This is a genomic window from Vibrio sp. Vb1127 (assembly GCF_033338735.1).
GTDB classification, from domain to species: Bacteria; Pseudomonadota; Gammaproteobacteria; order Enterobacterales; family Vibrionaceae; genus Vibrio; species Vibrio alginolyticus.
In genome coordinates this window covers 350,798-368,543 of record NZ_JAWOTF010000001.1, presented here as the reverse complement: position 1 = coordinate 368,543, position 17,746 = coordinate 350,798, and the positions used below count along the sequence as shown (strand labels likewise).

Genomic DNA, 17,746 nt, shown 5'->3' with positions numbered 1-17,746 from the left:
TAATGTCACTATTTCATTCGCTTAGGACGATGCCGCTATTATTGGGGTGTCTGTGTTTTTCTGTTCAGGCCTCCACAGAAAAGGTGGAACAGGAAGGTAAGTTTTTACAGTCGTTAGAAGGCATCGAAAATCAAATTTACGCATTACCTCAGAGTTCTTTAGCTTTGATTGAAGCGTTAGAAGAAGAGTCTTTACTACAAAACCAACCAACAGCGCTGTTGGTGCGTTACTGGCTTGCCAAGGCCACGGTTTTAGAGCTGCTAGGGCGCGTAGAAGAGAGTCAGAGTGTCGTTCAAAAAGGATTGGAGCTTGTACGTCCACAGAGCCATGAGTATCTCCTGTTTAAGTTGATTCAGATGCGAACTATGGTTGGAAAGAGCGATATCGATACCGCGCTTTCTGCGTTGGATAGCTTGTTGGAAACATCGCGTGAGAATGGTGATAAGCAACTTGAATCAGAAATCCTGTTGCTAAAAGGACGCTATTACGATGAGCAAGGTGAGTTTAAAAAATCCTATGCTGCACTTATGTCGTCCATGGATGCGGCTGAATCTTCAGGTGTTCACGGGCTGGTCGAACGTGCAGCACTAGAGCTAGGTGACGTACTTGTCAAAATTCAGGGTTACGACCGATCTGAGGCGCTTTTGGAACAAGCATATCGCTATTTTAGGGATAGGCGTATGTCGTTCAATGAGTTGTTGAGCGTTTTGACGATAGCGAAACTTCATAAAGCACAGTTCCAATACGAAGAGGCGATAGCGTCATATCAGCGAGCGTTAAAGCTGGCTCAAATTATCGGTGATGGACGCTTTAGATTTCGAGTTAACCTTGAACTTGCAGCTTTATATCGCGAGACGAAACAAGAAAAGAAGATGGTTAACCACTTGAAGCTGGCGGAGAATTTACAGTACAGAGAAACGTCTAGCGCGTATTTGGCAACATTTAAGTTGTTACAAGCCGAATATATGTTAGAGCAGCAGCAATTTGAAATACTTTTAGCGATGATCGCGCCAATGCTGCCGGAGATTATAGAGAGTCGATACGTCAAGCAACAGCAAATGGAGCTACTAAAAGTCGCCGCTATGGCCTATGCGGGAAGCAATGACTTTAAACTAGCATTCGAAACTTACGGTAACTATCACGATAAATTTATCCAATTTAGCAATCAAAGAGAAGTTGAAAATCTTGAGCGCCAGCAGACGTTATTTGAGTTGGAACGACTTGAATATGAGAACGAAGATCTCAATTGGAACAATGTGTTGCAGCGTATGGAGCTAGAAAATAACCGTCGTACTTTTTACTTATTGGGTGAAGCGCTACTTGCGCTCATCGGTGTTCTATTTTTGATGGCGGTAGTATTTCTCGTCGTCAATCGCTCGCGTTTGAGAATGCGTCGCCTCGCAAAGACAGACACATTGACAGGGTTGTTCAATCGCCGTTTTTTAGAGGACTGGTTCACTAAGCCAGTAGAAGTGAGGCGTGAGCGAAAAGAGAAACCGGTACCTCAATCTAAGCAAGAAAAGATACAACACTTTGTTTTTGAGCAAGTCGAGCAAGTCAAGTACGGTTATCTAGCTTTAAATAAATGGGTAGATAGCAAACTCGATAAACAGAAAATGGTGCCAAATAAACCACAATCGGGGCCAGTAACTTTAGCGTTAATCGATGTGGATTATTTCAAGCAGGTAAATGATACCTATGGGCATGTGTTTGGAGATACCGTACTAACGGGCGTTGCCAAAGTGTTGGAGGAAACTGTACGTGAGAACGACATTGTTGCTCGCTTTGGTGGTGAAGAGTTTGTTGTTGTTATGCCCAATACAGACCATGAAAACGCTCTTATTACTGCCGAACGTTTACGTAGCGCTTTATCCCTACATTGCTTTGTTACGGAACAGAAAGAAGAAGTGAGAGTGACCTGTAGTTTTGGAGTCGTTACCACTGAAGATAATGAGATGAATTTTAAATCACTTTGCGATCAGGCCGATAAATTGCTTTATCAAGCGAAAGCGAACGGACGCAACTGCGTGAAAGGTCGCTCGCTAGCGTAACAGAAATCAAAAGTTCAGGCTCATCGCACGATGAATCTGAACTTATCCCTCCCATTTACTTTGATAGCCAAGTGACTTTGAGATCCTTGCTTCGAATATAAAACGCTGAATCTAACATCTTAAAGTCACTTGGCGATATTACTTAAAAATGGCTTAAGGATATCGAATCGCATATTCATGGCGTTCAACATAACCTCTCTTTTTGCCTCCTTCACCTTCAAAGTGCGAATGCCAGTTGTGTCTACAAAACTATAACAAACTAGTGTGTCTATTCTTTGTACAAATAAACCGTGTACAGGTGAAATGATTAGTGGTCGATATAAATTTTTTGTGGCACAGATTTTTGTTGTTCAAAAATCAACTCGTTCATCATCGTTTTAAAAATAGAGAAAGAGTTAAGTGTTTGATTTTGTTTTTCTTGTTTGTTTGTTCTTAAACTGAAATCTAGTTATCCCGACAAGTTCTTACCGAGCGATTTTTCGTACACCCTCAACTTTTCATCCTTTTTTACTAACATTTTTCTTTAAAAATAATTTGAGTTCGAATTAATTTTCAGGCATTTTATATTTAACTAACCGTTCAATTAAAAATAACAGGGACGCAAAATGCCAAAGGTGGGGATGCCTGAAATCAGAAAACCGCAGCTTGTGAAAGCGACAATGTCAGTGATTGATAGAGTCGGTTTACACGCGGCGAGTATTTCGTTAATCAGCAAAGAAGCCGGTGTATCAACGGGGATTATCAACCACTATTTCGGTGGTAAGCACGGATTGCTGGAGGAAACGATGCGAGAAATCTTGCGTCAGCTTTCGTCCACTATCACACAGAAGTTACGTGAGCTGCCAAGTGATGCTCATCACCAAAGAATTAATGCAATCATTGACGGTAACTTTGTCGGCTATCAGGCAGAAAACCAAGTTGCTAAGACTTGGCTGGCGTTTTGGTCGTACTCAATGCATGACGAGCAGCTCAAGCGTTTACAGCGTGTCAACGAACGACGTCTATTGTCCCACCTAAGAAAAGAACTCAAAGCATTATTAAATGCAGAGCAGGCTGAATTGGTTGCTCATGGTATTGCATCACTTATTGATGGAATTTGGCTGCGCGGAACGCTCAACCCGCAAGGCATTGATGCAGAAAGAGCGAGAATCATCATCAACGATTATCTCGAAAAACAACTTACGTTTTATTCTGAAAAAATATAAAAGTTACAGGTCTTCAAAATGGAAATGAAAGCACACTATATCAATGGTGCGATGTACGACGGGTGTTCAGATGAACACTTCACCACTTACAATCCGGCGAATGGTGAGCCATTGGCCAACATTAAACAAGCGAACCAAGACGATCTTCAAGCAGCGATTGAATCGGCAAAAAAAGGTTTTGCTGCATGGTCGGCGATGACTGCGATTGAGCGCAGCCGTATTTTACACAAAGCCGTTGCCATTTTACGTGAGCGTAATGACGAGTTGGCTGCATTGGAAGTGGCAGATACTGGTAAGCCCATTCAAGAAGCTATCGCGGTTGATGTCACAACAGGTGCCGATGTTCTTGAGTACTACGCTGGCCTTGCTCCAAGTCTACAAGGTGAACAGCAGCCGCTCAGCGACGATCAGTTTTTCTATACACGTCGTGAGCCATTGGGCATTTGCGCGGGTATTGGCGCTTGGAATTATCCAATTCAAATTGCGATGTGGAAATCGGCGCCAGCACTGGCTGCGGGCAACGCAATGATCTTCAAGCCATCAGAAGAAACACCATTAACGGCGCTTAAGCTCGCCGAAATTTATTCAGAAGCGGGCATGCCAGATGGCGTATTTAATGTCGTGCAAGGGGATTACCGAGTAGGACAGATGCTAACGGCGCATCCTGATATCGCAAAAGTGTCATTCACGGGTGAGTCAGGCACCGGTAAAGTCGTCATGAGTGACAGCGCTAAGACACTAAAACAAGTAACGATGGAGCTTGGTGGTAAGTCTCCACTGATTATTTTTGATGATGCGAAGTTAAACGATGCCGTTTCTGCGGCCATGGTGGCGAACTTCTACACCCAAGGTGAGGTTTGTACGCACGGTACACGTGTATTTGTCCATGAAGGTATTTATGACGACTTTATCGCACAGCTTAAAGCCCGAACCGAGTTGTTAGTCGTCGGCGATCCGCTTGATGAGAACACGCAAATTGGCGCGCTAATCTCTAAAGATCATGAATCGAAAGTTCTAGGAGCGATTGAAGCCGCGAAAGCGAGTGGCGCGACGTTACTGACTGGCGGCTACAAAGTAACAGACAATGGCCTAGCTAATGGTAACTTTGTTGCTCCAACCGTATTTGTCGATTGCGATGATGACATGAGCCACGTTCAACAAGAAATCTTTGGCCCGGTAATGTCAGTTCTGAAATTCCGCGATGAGTCGGAAGTGATTGCGCGTGCAAATGGCACCGATTATGGCTTAGCGGCAGGTGTATTTACTCAAAACCTATCTCGTGCGCACCGTGTGATCCATCAAGTTCAAGCGGGTATTTGTTGGGTGAACACATGGGGTGACTCACCTGCGGAAATGCCAGTTGGCGGCTACAAGCAATCAGGTGTTGGCCGTGAAAACGGAGTCGAAACCCTTAAACATTACACACAAACGAAGAGTGTTCTGGTTCAGCTAAGCGACTTCGAAAGCCCTTACAAATGATACTACTCATAGTAGATAACTGACCACTTTAGCTTGTTAAAATGCTCGATAACTACGTTGTCAATTTTGATTGTAGGTTAACTACTTATCAAAATTTCCGCCTTGTTCTCAAGCATTTTTCCTACGCTAATTTCGTTCACTTATCTACGGTGATGAGTATTAACTCCTAGGAGAATAAAAATGCAACAACACTACGATTACATCATCGTCGGTGCGGGTTCGGCCGGCTGTGTGTTAGCGGATCGCTTAAGTGAAAGTGGTCAAAATTCGGTCCTATTACTCGAAGCGGGTGGGTCGGATAAAAGTATTTTTATCCAAATGCCAACAGCGCTTTCTTACCCGATGAACACTGAAAAATACGCGTGGCAGTTTGAGACGGTTGAAGAGCAAGGGTTGGATGGTCGCCAACTTCATTGTCCTCGCGGAAAAGTTCTGGGCGGTAGCTCATCTATCAACGGCATGGTTTACGTTCGCGGACACGCTTGTGACTTTGACCAGTGGGAAGAGGAAGGCGCGAAAGGCTGGAATTATCAGTCGTGTTTGCCTTATTTCCGTAAAGCAGAGTCTTGGATTGGTGGTGCTGATGAATATCGGGGTGATCACGGTCCAGTCGGCACATGTAACGGCAACGATATGAAGCTCAACCCGCTGTACCAAGCTTTTATTGATGCAGGCAAAGAAGCGGGCTACCCAGAAACAAAAGATTACAACGGTTATCAGCAAGAGGGCTTTGGCCCAATGCATATGACCGTCGACAAAGGCGTACGCGCTTCGACCTCTAATGCATACTTAAGCCGTGCTAAAAAACGCAAAAACTTCACCCTAATGAAGAGGGTGACGGTTCATCGAGTTTTATTAGAAGAAACTGGTGCAGAAGGAAAGAAAGCGGTAGGCGTTGAATTTGAAAAGTCAGGTTCAATTCAGCAATGTTTTGCGAATAATGAAGTGATTTCGAGTGCGGGTTCGGTTGGCTCCGTTCAGCTGTTGCAGCTTTCAGGCATTGGCCCTAAGGCAGTATTAGAAAAAGCGGGCATTGAGGTGAAACACTCGTTGGAGGGAGTAGGTAAAAACCTGCAAGATCACTTAGAAGTGTACTTCCAATATCACTGTAAACAACCTATCACGCTCAACAGCAAATTAGGTTTGGTGAGCAAGGGCTTGATTGGCACTGAGTGGATATTAACTCGCAAAGGCCTTGGTGCGACTAACCACTTTGAATCGTGTGCATTTATCCGCTCTCGAGAAGGGCTAAAGTGGCCAAATATTCAATATCACTTCTTGCCAGCGGCAATGCGTTATGACGGGCAAGCTGCTTTTGATGGTCATGGTTTCCAAGTGCACGTTGGACCTAACAAGCCAGAAAGTCGCGGGTCGGTCGAAGTTGTCTCTGCGAATCCGAATGATAAGCCGAAGATTGAGTTTAACTACATTTCCACTGAACAAGATAAGCAGGATTGGCGTGATTGTATTCGCCTTACTCGCGAGATCCTCAATCAGCCAGCCATGGATGAGTTTCGTGGGGATGAGATCCAACCCGGTCTGAACATCACAACGGATGAACAGATTGATGAATGGGTGAAGCAAAACGTCGAGAGTGCTTACCATCCATCTTGTACCTGCAAAATGGGCGCAGATAATGACCCATTAGCCGTCTTAAATGAGCGATGCCAAGTACGCGGTATTCAAGGCTTGCGTGTGGTGGACTCTTCTATTTTCCCAACCATTCCGAACGGTAATTTAAATGCGCCAACGATTATGGTGGCAGAACGCGCCGCGGATATGATTTTGGATAACGCCCTAGAAACGTCGAACAACGTACCAGTTTGGATTGCACCGGACTGGCAAGAGATGCAACGAATGCATCCGCCAAAAAGAGATCTCGATTCGATCTCATAAAATGAAAAAGTCAGTAATCATTACAAGGAATTCAACATGTCTAAGATGACAAAAATCTTCTCAACAATTGCACTAAGTACTTTAGCAACAGGCGCTTACGCCAACCAATGTGAAACGGTTCGTTTCGCAGATGTAGGTTGGACTGACATCACTGCGACCACTGCCGTTACATCAGAGTTACTTAAAGGGTTGGGGTACAAAACGAAGACTGATCTTCTGTCTGTGCCTGTAACTTACTCCTCTATGGCTAATGGCGATATCGACATTTTCTTAGGTAACTGGATGCCAACGATGGAAGGTGATATCGCGAAATACCGTGATGCAGGTACTGTTGAAACCGTACGCGCGAACCTCGTTGGCGCAAAGTACACGCTAGCTGTTCCAAAATACGTTTATGACGCAGGCGTAACCAACTTCGCTGACCTAGTAAAACATGCCGACAAATTTAAAGACCGCATTTACGGCATTGAACCAGGAAACGATGGCAACCGCTTAATTCAGTCAATGATTGATAGCAACGCATTCGGCCTAAAAGATTTCAGCCTAGTTGAGTCCAGTGAAGCTGGCATGGTGTCTCAAGTATCACGTGCCGCACGCCGCAATCAATGGATTGTGTACCTAGGTTGGGCGCCGCACCCAATGAATAGTAACGTTGAAATGGAATATCTAGCGGGTGGCGATGACTTCTTCGGTCCTAACTACGGCGGCGCGAACGTCTACACAAACGTACGTAAAAATTACCTCGCTGAGTGTCCAAATGTAGGTCAGCTAGTGAAAAATCTAGAGTTTAACCTAGAAATGGAAAATGAACTGATGGAAGCGATTCTTAACCAGAAACAAAAGCCATCAAAAGCAGCGCAAGCATGGTTGAATGCAAACCAAGAGCAAATTGAAGCGTGGCTAGAGGGCGTGAAAACGGTAGATGGCCAAGATGCGCTAACAGCTATTACAAACTACTTAAAAACAAACGCTTAATAAGCAGTATTTGAGCTCGTTTTTTTAAAGAAAGTGGGCAGAATTTTGCCCGCTTCATTAACACAAAGGTTTTATTTTGAATTTTATTACGGACAACAAACTACCGTTGGGCCAATGGATGGAAACTGGCGTCGATTGGTTAACCATCAATGCATCGGGTTTTTTCGATGCAATCTCTATTACACTTGAAACGATCATTCTTTTCGTGGTGGACATTTTTAAATGGATGCCACCTGCAGCGCCAATCATTATGACGGCGGCAATTGCTTGGTTCTTACATCGCAGCATTCCTCTTGTCGTATTTATCGTGTTGGCCTTACTCGCAATTCTCAACCTTGGTTACTGGCAAGAAATGCTGGAAACCTTTGTCCTTGTGTTTGCAGCGACAACGATTTCCGTATTAATTGGCGTGCCGTTGGGCATTATGGCGGCGCACCGTCCTTGGTTATACACCTTGTTGCGGCCAATACTCGATTTGATGCAGACCGTACCGACATTCGTTTACCTAATTCCAACCTTGGTTCTGTTTGGCTTAGGTATTGTCCCTGGTCTAATCTCGACCATCATTTTCGCTATCGCTGCGCCAATTCGATTGACGTACCTCGGCATTATTAAAGTGCCGGAGGAGCTACTTGAAGCGGGTAAAGCATTTGGTGCCAGCCGCATGAAGCTACTGTTTAAGGTGGAGTTACCTGCGGCATTGCCAAGTATTATGGCTGGCGTTACGCAGTGCATTATGTTGTCTCTGTCTATGGTGGTCATTGCGGCGCTTGTTGGTGCTGATGGACTTGGTAAACCAGTCGTACGCGCACTGAATACGGTAAACATCTCGCAAGGTTTTGAAGCTGGTTTAGCGATTGTACTCGTTGCCATCATTCTTGATCGCTTGTGTAAAGCACCAAACCAGAAGGAGGCATAATCATGGACGCTATTACTATTAAAAATCTTGATGTCGTTTTTGGTCAGCAACAAGCACAGGCGCTAGCACTACTAGATCAAGGGAAGTCTCGACAAGAAATCATTGATGAAACTGGCCAAGTGGTTGGGGTTGATAATGTTTCGCTGAACGTGAAACAGGGTGAGATCTGTGTCTTGATGGGGCTTTCAGGCTCGGGTAAATCAAGTTTGCTGCGAACGGTTAACGGATTGAACGATATTTCTCGTGGCTCTCTGAAAATTAAAGATGGCGACGATATGGTTGAGCTCTCTAACTGTGACGAACAGAAACTGCGCCACCTTCGTACGCACCGCGTGTCCATGGTGTTTCAGAAGTTTGCATTGATGCCTTGGTTAACGGTGTTAGACAATGTAGCGTTTGGTCTAGAGATGCAAGGCATTGGTAAAGCAGAGCGTCGTAAAAAGGCGCGTGAACAGCTCGAAATGGTCGGTTTATCTGAGTGGGAAACCAAATTCCCGCACGAGCTTTCTGGTGGTATGCAGCAGCGTGTTGGCCTAGCGCGAGCGTTTGCGATGGACACAGATATCTTGTTAATGGATGAACCGTTTTCAGCACTTGATCCATTGATTCGTGCTCAGCTTCAAGATGAATTGATTCTGCTTCAAGAAAAGCTAAATAAAACCATTCTTTTTGTAAGTCACGACTTGGATGAGGCGCTTAAAATCGGCAACAACATCGCCATTATGGAATCAGGAAAGCTGATTCAACATGGCAAGCCAGAACAGATCATTCTTGCTCCAGAAAACGATTATGTGGCGGACTTTGTTGCTCACACTAATCCATTAAATGTGCTGAAGGGACGTTCCTTAATGCGTGACGATTTGGTTCGCGAAGATACGCGTGTTCTGATTTGCCCTGATAAAGATATTTGGGTGATACAAGAGAGCAAGGGGTTAAGTTTAGCGGATAAAGGTAAATCGTTGATTCAATGGAAGAGCAATTCTTCGAACCTTGACGAAGTTAATGAAAACTCTCTGGTTCAGGTTAGCCCAGAAATCAGTATGCGAGAAGCGATTGAACTTAAACAGCGTAGCAATCAGCCTCTGCTTATGGTTGAAGATAATAAGCTGGTTGGTGTGTTAAGCGACAATGAGCTTTACGATGCATTGCTTGGTAATTTTAAGTCAGAGCAAGTTGCGTAAAGTTGACGCAGAACCAAGTAAAAAAGAGCCGCACATTAATGCGGCTCTTTTTAGTTTAAACAATGAGTTAAGTCGCTAAGCTAAGACAATGGTCGACTATAGAGTCGTAATTACGTCATCCATTGCAAGGCGCGCTTTTGGAAGACCATGATTATAATCTTCCCCATCTTTATGGTAGCCAATCGCTAGCGCAACTTCACAAATATGGCCCTCGAGCTCTTCTTTAAACTCTTCTCCAATCAGAGCCGGATCGACACCTTCCATCGGTGTTGAATCAATGCCTAGTCGTGCCAATGTGTGTAGTAGGTTGCCTAGTGCCAAATAGACTTGTGCTTTTGTCCAGTTTCCGTTGAAGCCATTTTCGTCCGTATTTGCATCGGCAAAAGCGTAAGCACCCATAAAGTTGTTGTACATCTCCGCTGGCAAGTGGCCAGATGTTACTTCTGCATCCACACGCTTCGCAAATTTCTCTTTAGTAAATTTAGGATCGTAAGCAAACAGAATCGTATGTGAGGCGGCTTTCGCGTGTGGTTGGTTAAACTGATGCATATTTGCAAACGTATTGTGGAAACGTTGCTTCGCTTCATCACTTTCAATAACGATGAATTTCCATGGTTGTGAGTTGATAGAAGACGCCGACAAACGCAGTGCTTCTTTGATTATCGCCATGTCTTCTTGAGAAACGCGCTTGGTTTCATCATATTTTTTTGCAGTGTAACGGCTATTTAGATCGGTAATGATTTGATGGGACACGTTTATATCCTCTTTATGTGATGACAGATGAGGATGCACTAGCATCGACAACCATGCGTACCTCGAATATGGGTTCATGATAATGGATATTTTTTCATTGATAAGAGGGTGTTTATTTAAATCACTTTTTACTTTTTGTTGAAAATCGATGTGAGTTGATCGATTTGAAACTTAAATGTCCTTATTTGGAAGCTTTTATTTGATACTAAATTAAACTCATATTGAGGCGTAGGGGAAAGCAACATGAACGTGATTGAAGTTTTTAATGATAGCTATGAACGTTGTACTTCAGATCAGGAGTTTTTCGACTTGTTCTACAAAAATTTATGGTCGAAAAGTGCCAACTTTAGACAGAAGTTTGACGGTATAGACATGCACCAACAAGTGAGAATGCTTAGAGGGTCTATCGTATTTTTTATGATGGCAGATACCTCGACCGAAGCGCACAAAATGGTGGAAAAGTATGGGAAAAAGCATGCAAGTGCAGATATTGGTATAGAGCCGCAGGATTTTGATGTTTGGCTTGAGAGTTTGTTAGAAACGGTTCGACAGTGTGATTCCGGGTATGATGCCGATGTTGAAACCGCTTGGCGAACATGCTTTAAAACGGGCTTAGAAGTAATGAAACAAGAATGTGATAAAGAAGATGGGCACATCCTTAAAGCGAGTACTAAATAAGGAAGTAACGTGAGTGGTCGTTACTTCCTAGGGTCAGAACCTTACTTATCTTGTGTCTCTTTATTCTTTTTCACCGCTTCGGCGATATCACTGACAGCTTCGACAAGATTGATCGGCATTGGAAAAATAATAGTGGATGTTTTGTCTGTAGTGATTTCAGTGAGTGTCTGCATGTAACGTAATTGCAGTGCATTCGGTGCTTCGTTGAGCATTTGCGCTGCTTCTTTTAATTTATTTGAAGCCTCTAACTCACCAGTAGCGTGAATGATCTTCGCCCTACGGTTACGTTCTGCTTCTGCCTGACGGGCTAGGGCTCTGACCATGCTGTCATTTAAATCAACATGTTTGACTTCAACCGTAGCAATCTTGATTCCCCAGTCATCAGTCTGTTGATCGAGAATGGATTGTAAATCCTTATTGAGGCGTTCTCGCTCTGATAGCAATTCATCGAGTTCATGCTGACCCAATACCGAGCGCAGCGTGGTTTGTGCTAACTGGCTGGTGGCATCGCTGTAGCTTTCAATATTGTTAATCGCCATTTGAGGATCGACTACGCGAAAATAAACGACCGCGTTGACGCGCACAGAAACGTTATCTTTGGTAATCAAATCTTGTGTCGGCACATCCAAAACGACAGTACGTAAATCAACCCTCACCATTTGCTGAATAAATGGGATAAGGATGATCAAACCAGGTCCTTTGACTTCTTGAAATCGACCAAGAAAGAACACAACCCCACGTTCGTATTCTCTCAAAACCTTGAACATTTGGGTCGCTAGTGCGAACAGCAGCACCACGATCACCGCAACGGTATAGAGCATCATAAAGCGCCTCCTATTTATTTTGGCGGTCATCAGGCATCACAGTTAAGGTCAGCCCTTTAACATTAACAATGGTGACGTGATCACCTTGTTTGAATTGTTGATGGTCTTTGGCTTTAGCTCGCCATAACGCACCGTTGAGTTGAACGCGTCCTTCGCCATCGATAAAGTCATCGCTTACCACGGCGACCTTCCCAGGGTAAGTCTCTAAACCCGTCGTTACACGCCGGCGACGAATTTTGAGCAGCAGGCCGACGGTCAGCACGATTAGAGCCACGGAAAATATGGCAATACCAAAAATCAAAGGAAGGGCGATCTGGAATCCTGGTAACTCACTGTCCATGAGAAATATCGAACCGAGTACAAAGGCGACAACGCCGCCTAAGCCCAAAATACCAAAGCTCGGGCTGAATGCTTCCGCTATCATTAGTGCAATACCGAGTAACAGCAGACCAAGACCTGCGTAGTTGACGGGCATCATTTGTAGTGCGTACATGGCAAGAAGCAGACAAATCCCACCTAGCACACCGGGTAAGCCAATTCCTGGGTTGTAAAACTCAAGAAGTAAACCGTAGATGCCGATGAGCATTAGGATGTAGGCAACGTTTGGATTGGTGATAACGGCTAACATTTCTGCTCGCCAATCTGGCGTTCTTTCAACCCATGTTGGATTTTCAAGTGACAATGTCACAGTGCGATTGTTTACTTTAACAGTTTGCCCATCTATGGCTTTGACTAAATCCTCTGGTGAGTTGGCTATATAATCAATAACGTTTAATTCCAATGCCTCTGTGGCGTCCAAACTCGCTGCTTCGCTCACTGCTTTCTCTGCCCACTCTGCATTTCGGCCATGAAGCTTTGCTAAGCCTTTAATATAGGCTCTAGCATCATTAATCACCTTTTTCTCCATTGCGGTTTTCGCGGGAACTTTCTCTGAACCTTCGTTGGTTCCTTCTGACGTTTCTTCCGCGTTTTGATCTTTGCCATCATCCGATGAAGGGGGCTGAGGGGCACCACCTAACGCGACGGGCGTTGCCGCGCCAAGGTTGGTGGCTTCAGCCATGGCGGCAACGTGGCTGGCGAGTAAAATGTATGTCCCTGCGCTAGCCGCTCTAGATCCTGACGGGCCAACCCAAGTCGCAATTGGAGTGGAGGAGGTGGTAATCGCGTGAATAATATCTCGCATTGCGCTATCTAAGCCGCCTGGTGTGTCCATCTGTAAGATCACTAAACTGACACCGTTTAGTTGAGCTTCTTCTATTTCACGAGATAAATAGTCGCTAGTAGCAGGCCCTATAGCGCCTTTGACAGGAACAATCCAAACGGTATTCGCCAGTGCTTGACTGGCCATCAAGAGTAAAGGTAAGAACCATATCCATAGTCGTTTCATGCAGTCCTCCTTGTGTGGTCACAGGGACTTTTTGAAATCCTAATTCAAGTATATCCAAATAACTTAGAGATGCTTGAGTATAGGTTCTAATGAATAAGTTCCCGAGGCTAATTAGGAGACTACTTTTTTATATATAAACGCTGTGTGAGATAGTAAACTAAAGCAAATTATTGGTAATTGTGATGTTTATGTTTATTGTTCAGCGTTTGATTAAGTTGGCCGTTATCTGTGCCGTATTCTTTACTATTTTCGATCTGATCTCCTATGGAGAGGTGACTTGGTTTCAACGGTTTTTGGCTTTTCTACACTAAACTCAGATTTCAATACGTTAGCTACTCATAAGGCGATAGGTTTCTTCCTATTCGCCTTATTACTCCCTCTTCAACCAAAGCCTTAAACAAAGCAATACTTAACTCGTTTTTTCAACTTCCTGTCGGTGGAAAAAACGCCAAAATGCAACTAAATTCATATCAATGACAAGTTTAAGGTATGTAGTTGATGAGGCAATTCAGCGCAATCGCACTAGCTGTTGTAACACTCATTTTGAGCCAAACAACAACCGCAAGAAACGCGAAGATGTTAGGTGATATCTCCCTAGTTCAGCCCATACAGGGTGATCCTAATGTGGATATTAAGCTAGCGAGAATTGGCTGGCATCTCTTCCGCGATCCTCAATTATCGTCAAATGGTAATGTCAGCTGCGCGACATGCCACAATCTGCAAACCAATGGCGCTGAAAATACACCAGTCTCTACGGGGGTGAAAGGTGATGGAATTAGAAATTCTATAACAGTGTTTAATGCAGCGTTAAATTATCGTTTTTTATGGGATGGTACGGAAAACACCTTGATGGCTCAGATTGATGGTCCAATCCATAATCCAATGGAAATGGACTCAAACTGGCAAACAATAGAGCAATATGTAAAAGAGAGTGAACATTATCAAGCGCTATTTAATCGTGACGGTGAATTGCCGATTAACGTTCATAATATCAAGTCCGCTATTGTGGAGTTTGTTGAAGGGCTGCAGACGCCTGGCGCACCATTCGATGCTTACTTATTGGGTTACACGCATGTATTGAGTGAACAGCAAATCAGAGGTTGGAAAACATTTCAGACTTCAGGTTGTGTGCAGTGTCATCAGGGCAAAAATATCGGCGGAGCGATGATCCAAAGGTTCGCCTATTTCAAGGATAAGCCAGTAGTAGAGGACTCGGGCAGGCAACTCGTTACGATAGAAGATGAAGAGCGATTCTATTTTAGAGTAGCCAGTTTACGCAATGTCGCGCTAACGAGTCCTTATTTTCATAATGGGCAAGTCGATAAGTTATCCGACGCGATACAAATCATGGCTAAAACCCAGCTCGGTATAACGATGAACGATGAGAATGTCGCGGACATTGAAGCATTCTTGCAGTCGTTGACAGCACCTAGACCCATAATTTTAGAGGTGTTGGAAAATGAATAAATTCAAACTGATCAACTTTTGCTTTTTTATTGGGATACTGACGTGCTGCACACTGGCGTATATGTCGTATATGAATTCAAAAAACGCTCAAGAATTTCATGCAGGGCTAATGAATATCGGACATGAGTTGATTGAAGAGCGTGATGTTATCGTGAACCGATATGCCGTTGAAGATAGGAAAAACTATGAGTTAACAACATCTTTAGTAGAGATAGAAATCGCAGCACAGGCACTGTTGGAATCATCAAAGGCATCAGTTTGGTTTCCCGTGACACCCAATCGTATAAAAGTTAGGGATACGCTTGAACAGTTTAAGGAGCGAGTGCTTCAAACAACGTTGAAGCTTGATATGTTAATTGGTGTTCAGGTAGAAAATCGGTATGCATTACTCATGTTGTTCCATTTATATCAGCAAGATGTTTCTACCGAGAGCGGTCAATCTTTGGGTGGCAGTCGTTATCTTGAATTTCTCAACCAGTTGCTTCTAACACAAACTGAAGTTGAGAGTGAAAAGGAAGCGAACTTCCTTAAACGGCTTCAAACGAGTGATAAAAGAATTGAATTGCTGACGAATGAACTGCTTGATCACACTTATATTGAGTTTGTCGAAAGCTCAGAGCATCGGTTACTCAATATTGCTCAAAGTGAGGCGCGTTTTACGTGGTTGTTTGTATTTATCGCGGTGATGTTTCTAGTTAGCGCGTTTGTTTATCAGTCACATCACCGAATGCATAACTTAAAACAGTTGAATCTTGAAATTGAAGAGGCGAGAAACAAAGCCGAGCGAGCGGCAAAAGCGAAATCAAATTTTCTCGCTGCAATGAGTCACGAACTAAGGACGCCGATGAATGGTGTACTAGGGCTTTCTCAAATGATTGCAGAAGAGACCAAAGAGCCGACGACGAAAGAGCATATTAGGGTTATTCTTGATTCTGGCCAGCATCTGATGACTATCCTCAACGATATTTTGGATTTTTCTAAAGTTGAAGAAAACAAACTGGAATTTGAGCAAGCTAAGTTTAAGCTCGATCAAGTGCTTTCTCCGGTGTGTAGCGCAATAAAACCACTTGTTGATGAAAAAAATATCGAGTTAATCTTGGAAAACGAGGTTTCTGAATATACTGAATTTACTGGAGATTGTGCGCGTTTACGACAGATCTTGTTTAATCTCGCCGGTAACGCGGTGAAGTTTACCAACGAAGGGCATGTGCTGGTTAGAACTGAGTTAGATGAATCGAATCAGTTGTTGGTCATGCGCGTGAGCGACACCGGTATTGGTATTGCGCCAGACAAACACGAGCATATTTTTAACTCGTTTGAGCAAGCAGACTCATCAACGACTCGAAGGTTCGGCGGAACAGGGCTTGGGTTAGCCATCGTCAAAAAACTAACCGATTTGATGGGTGGCCATATTACTCTGAAGAGTATAGAAGGCGTTGGAAGTCAATTTATCGTTGAGTTGCCGATTCCTTGGGTAGAATCTGCTCCGAAAAAGCAGCAAGAAGCACCGAAACCTCGCGCAAAATCACACCATTTAAAGATACTACTTGCTGATGATAACCGTGTGAATGCCATTGTGGCAAAAGGGTTTTGCGAAAAGCTTGGGCATGAAGTGGAAGTTGCAGAAAATGGATTAATCGCGGTTAAAAAGGCGAAAGAGAACGAGTACGACCTGATCTTGATGGACAACCATATGCCCGAGATGAATGGCGTTGAGGCGACACGCGTTATCCGACAAGAGTTAGGTATCAAGACATTACTCTTTGCGTACACGGCAGACGTATTTCGTGAAGCTCACGATAGCTTTATTGAAGCAGGAGCAGACCATGTGCTTACGAAACCGCTACAGCATGAGAGCTTTTCAGACGCTCTCAAACAGTTTGCCGCCAGACTCGAACCGAAACAGAATCCGCCACTAACGAGTGACAGCAATGTGCTTCAATTGCAACGTAAGCCAATCGAGAACTTAAGGTTAACAGAGGAAGAACTCTCCCGCTCAGGCATGTTTACTTCTTTACGAGATGAGCCAGAAGCGCTCGACGAGTTGCTAAAAAGCATTATTGTCGATTTTGAGACTTCGGTTGATGAACTTATTGAATACTTTATGGCTGAAGACTTTGCTTCATTAGCGCTGACGTTGCACAAAACGAAAGGGATGGCACTGAACCTAAGTTTACCTATTTTGGCGAGCCAAACGGAGACCCTGGAAACTCAACTTAAAGCCAACCAAAGTCCCGAGATTGAGCAGTTACAGATGCTGATCAATCGGTTACAGGTCAACATCCATCAGTCTCATAGACTTTTGGATGATATCCAGAAGAACAATGCCGATCCTCAACAGATTTTATAGTCCCTGTGAGTGCGATGCTTTCCTTAACTCATTTTGTTGTGGTTTACTGTGGCAAGGACGGATAGTGTTGATTCGTCGTCGGAAAATCAGGGAGTTAGAATGAGTAAGCATTCCGCTTTAATCAAATGGCATCGTAAAGCTGGCGAAGAGTTTAGTGATAATAAGTATAGTCGGGCACACATTTGGCAATTTGATGGAGGGTTGCAAGTCCCAGCATCTCCATCTCCCCACGTAGTACCATTACCACTATCCGTAGAAGAAAACGTTGATCCAGAAGAAGCGTTTGTCGCGGCACTTTCTAGTTGTCATATGCTCGTTTTCCTGTCTATTGCAGCAAAGCGACGTTATGTTGTGGACAGTTACTTCGATGAAGCGGTAGGGGAGCTTGAAAAAGGCGAAAACGGAAAAGAGTGGGTATCAAAGGTAACGTTAAACCCTAAGATAACATTTTCAGGTGAAAAACAACCGACACCATCTCAATTAGAAAAACTGCACCACATGGCCCATGAGAATTGCTTTATCGCCAACTCCGTTAAAACAGAAGTGACAACGCTTATTGCGAATTAAGTGGAGCTCTTTAT

14 protein-coding genes are annotated in these 17,746 nt (G+C 43.9%); 11 read left to right on the top strand and 3 right to left on the bottom strand.

Translation table 11 applies throughout. The features are described 5' to 3' along the window. Nucleotides 1-29 precede the first annotated feature (29 nt). The 7 genes from R7H07_RS01610 (at nucleotide 30) to choV (ending at nucleotide 9,706) form a co-directional block, all read left to right on the top strand. Entirely contained in the window at nucleotides 30-2,051 is a 2,022-nt protein-coding gene (locus R7H07_RS01610; protein WP_373920862.1) for a diguanylate cyclase, read from the top strand. A gap of 605 nt (nucleotides 2,052-2,656) precedes the next feature. Next, nucleotides 2,657-3,256 carry a transcriptional regulator BetI gene (gene betI / locus R7H07_RS01605; protein ID WP_017820329.1) on the top strand — a complete coding sequence of 200 codons (600 nt, stop codon included), beginning with the start codon at nucleotides 2,657-2,659 and terminating at the stop codon, nucleotides 3,254-3,256. Between the two features lie 18 nt (nucleotides 3,257-3,274). Beyond that, a complete protein-coding gene (gene betB, locus R7H07_RS01600) occupies nucleotides 3,275-4,735 on the top strand; it encodes a betaine-aldehyde dehydrogenase (protein WP_064354705.1) in 1,461 nt (486 codons plus the stop codon). Nucleotides 4,736-4,915: 180 nt separating this feature from the next. Further along, nucleotides 4,916-6,631, top strand: a complete 1,716-nt coding sequence (gene betA, locus R7H07_RS01595) for a choline dehydrogenase (RefSeq protein ID WP_005373209.1) — start codon at nucleotides 4,916-4,918, stop codon at nucleotides 6,629-6,631. A 36-nt stretch (nucleotides 6,632-6,667) separates the two neighbouring features. Further along, nucleotides 6,668-7,606: a choline ABC transporter substrate-binding protein gene (locus tag R7H07_RS01590; RefSeq protein ID WP_005382646.1), complete on the top strand. Its 939-nt coding sequence runs from the start codon at nucleotides 6,668-6,670 to the stop codon at nucleotides 7,604-7,606. Nucleotides 7,607-7,682: 76 nt separating this feature from the next. Next, nucleotides 7,683-8,525, top strand: coding sequence for a choline ABC transporter permease subunit (gene choW / locus R7H07_RS01585; RefSeq protein ID WP_005392552.1), 843 nt, complete (start codon nucleotides 7,683-7,685; stop codon nucleotides 8,523-8,525). A gap of 2 nt (nucleotides 8,526-8,527) precedes the next feature. After that, nucleotides 8,528-9,706, top strand: a complete 1,179-nt coding sequence (gene choV / locus R7H07_RS01580; protein ID WP_064354706.1) for a choline ABC transporter ATP-binding protein — start codon at nucleotides 8,528-8,530, stop codon at nucleotides 9,704-9,706. Between the two features lie 96 nt (nucleotides 9,707-9,802). On the opposite strand, the gene R7H07_RS01575 is transcribed toward choV, so the two are convergent. Continuing rightward, nucleotides 9,803-10,459, bottom strand: coding sequence for an NAD(P)H-dependent oxidoreductase (locus tag R7H07_RS01575; RefSeq protein WP_064354707.1), 657 nt, complete (start codon nucleotides 10,457-10,459; stop codon nucleotides 9,803-9,805). Nucleotides 10,460-10,702: 243 nt separating this feature from the next. Between R7H07_RS01575 and R7H07_RS01570 the strand changes: the two genes are divergently transcribed. After that, the gene (locus tag R7H07_RS01570; protein ID WP_017633662.1) at nucleotides 10,703-11,137 is read left to right on the top strand and encodes a globin; all 435 of its coding nucleotides are present in this window, start codon (nucleotides 10,703-10,705) and stop codon (nucleotides 11,135-11,137) included. A gap of 41 nt (nucleotides 11,138-11,178) precedes the next feature. On the opposite strand, the gene R7H07_RS01565 is transcribed toward R7H07_RS01570, so the two are convergent. Continuing rightward, nucleotides 11,179-11,961, bottom strand: a complete 783-nt coding sequence (locus R7H07_RS01565) for a slipin family protein (RefSeq protein ID WP_005373196.1) — start codon at nucleotides 11,959-11,961, stop codon at nucleotides 11,179-11,181. Between the two features lie 10 nt (nucleotides 11,962-11,971). Further along, on the bottom strand, nucleotides 11,972-13,348 hold the full coding sequence (locus R7H07_RS01560; protein WP_206958792.1) for an NfeD family protein: 1,377 nt from the start codon (nucleotides 13,346-13,348) through the stop codon (nucleotides 11,972-11,974). A 498-nt stretch (nucleotides 13,349-13,846) separates the two neighbouring features. On the opposite strand from R7H07_RS01560, the gene R7H07_RS01555 reads away from it, so the two are divergent. The 3 genes from R7H07_RS01555 to R7H07_RS01545 all read left to right on the top strand — a co-directional run bounded on the left by R7H07_RS01555 (nucleotide 13,847) and on the right by R7H07_RS01545 (nucleotide 17,732). Continuing rightward, nucleotides 13,847-14,815 (top strand): cytochrome-c peroxidase, encoded by a 969-nt coding sequence (locus R7H07_RS01555; protein ID WP_017820324.1) that lies wholly within the window; start codon nucleotides 13,847-13,849, stop codon nucleotides 14,813-14,815. Continuing rightward, nucleotides 14,808-17,165, top strand: coding sequence for an ATP-binding protein (locus R7H07_RS01550; RefSeq protein WP_206958794.1), 2,358 nt, complete (start codon nucleotides 14,808-14,810; stop codon nucleotides 17,163-17,165). Before R7H07_RS01555 ends, R7H07_RS01550 begins: the two co-directional genes overlap by 8 nt. A gap of 99 nt (nucleotides 17,166-17,264) precedes the next feature. Then, a complete protein-coding gene (locus R7H07_RS01545) occupies nucleotides 17,265-17,732 on the top strand; it encodes an OsmC family protein (RefSeq protein WP_017820322.1) in 468 nt (155 codons plus the stop codon). Nucleotides 17,733-17,746: the final 14 nt, after the last annotated feature.

What these genes read in the sequence shown, in the direction of transcription:
- R7H07_RS01610 (WP_373920862.1), top strand. Translation starts at nt 30, where the DNA reads ATGCCGCTATTATTGGGGTGTCTGTGTTTTTCTGTTCAGGCCTCCACA.
- betI (WP_017820329.1), top strand. Translation starts at nt 2,657, where the DNA reads ATGCCAAAGGTGGGGATGCCTGAAATCAGAAAACCGCAGCTTGTGAAA.
- betB (WP_064354705.1), top strand. Translation starts at nt 3,275, where the DNA reads ATGGAAATGAAAGCACACTATATCAATGGTGCGATGTACGACGGGTGT.
- betA (WP_005373209.1), top strand. Translation starts at nt 4,916, where the DNA reads ATGCAACAACACTACGATTACATCATCGTCGGTGCGGGTTCGGCCGGC.
- R7H07_RS01590 (WP_005382646.1), top strand. Translation starts at nt 6,668, where the DNA reads ATGTCTAAGATGACAAAAATCTTCTCAACAATTGCACTAAGTACTTTA.
- choV (WP_064354706.1), top strand. Translation starts at nt 8,528, where the DNA reads ATGGACGCTATTACTATTAAAAATCTTGATGTCGTTTTTGGTCAGCAA.
- R7H07_RS01570 (WP_017633662.1), top strand. Translation starts at nt 10,703, where the DNA reads ATGAACGTGATTGAAGTTTTTAATGATAGCTATGAACGTTGTACTTCA.
- R7H07_RS01565 (WP_005373196.1), bottom strand. Translation starts at nt 11,961, where the DNA reads ATGATGCTCTATACCGTTGCGGTGATCGTGGTGCTGCTGTTCGCACTA.
- R7H07_RS01560 (WP_206958792.1), bottom strand. Translation starts at nt 13,348, where the DNA reads ATGAAACGACTATGGATATGGTTCTTACCTTTACTCTTGATGGCCAGT.
- R7H07_RS01555 (WP_017820324.1), top strand. Translation starts at nt 13,847, where the DNA reads ATGAGGCAATTCAGCGCAATCGCACTAGCTGTTGTAACACTCATTTTG.
- R7H07_RS01550 (WP_206958794.1), top strand. Translation starts at nt 14,808, where the DNA reads ATGAATAAATTCAAACTGATCAACTTTTGCTTTTTTATTGGGATACTG.
- R7H07_RS01545 (WP_017820322.1), top strand. Translation starts at nt 17,265, where the DNA reads ATGAGTAAGCATTCCGCTTTAATCAAATGGCATCGTAAAGCTGGCGAA.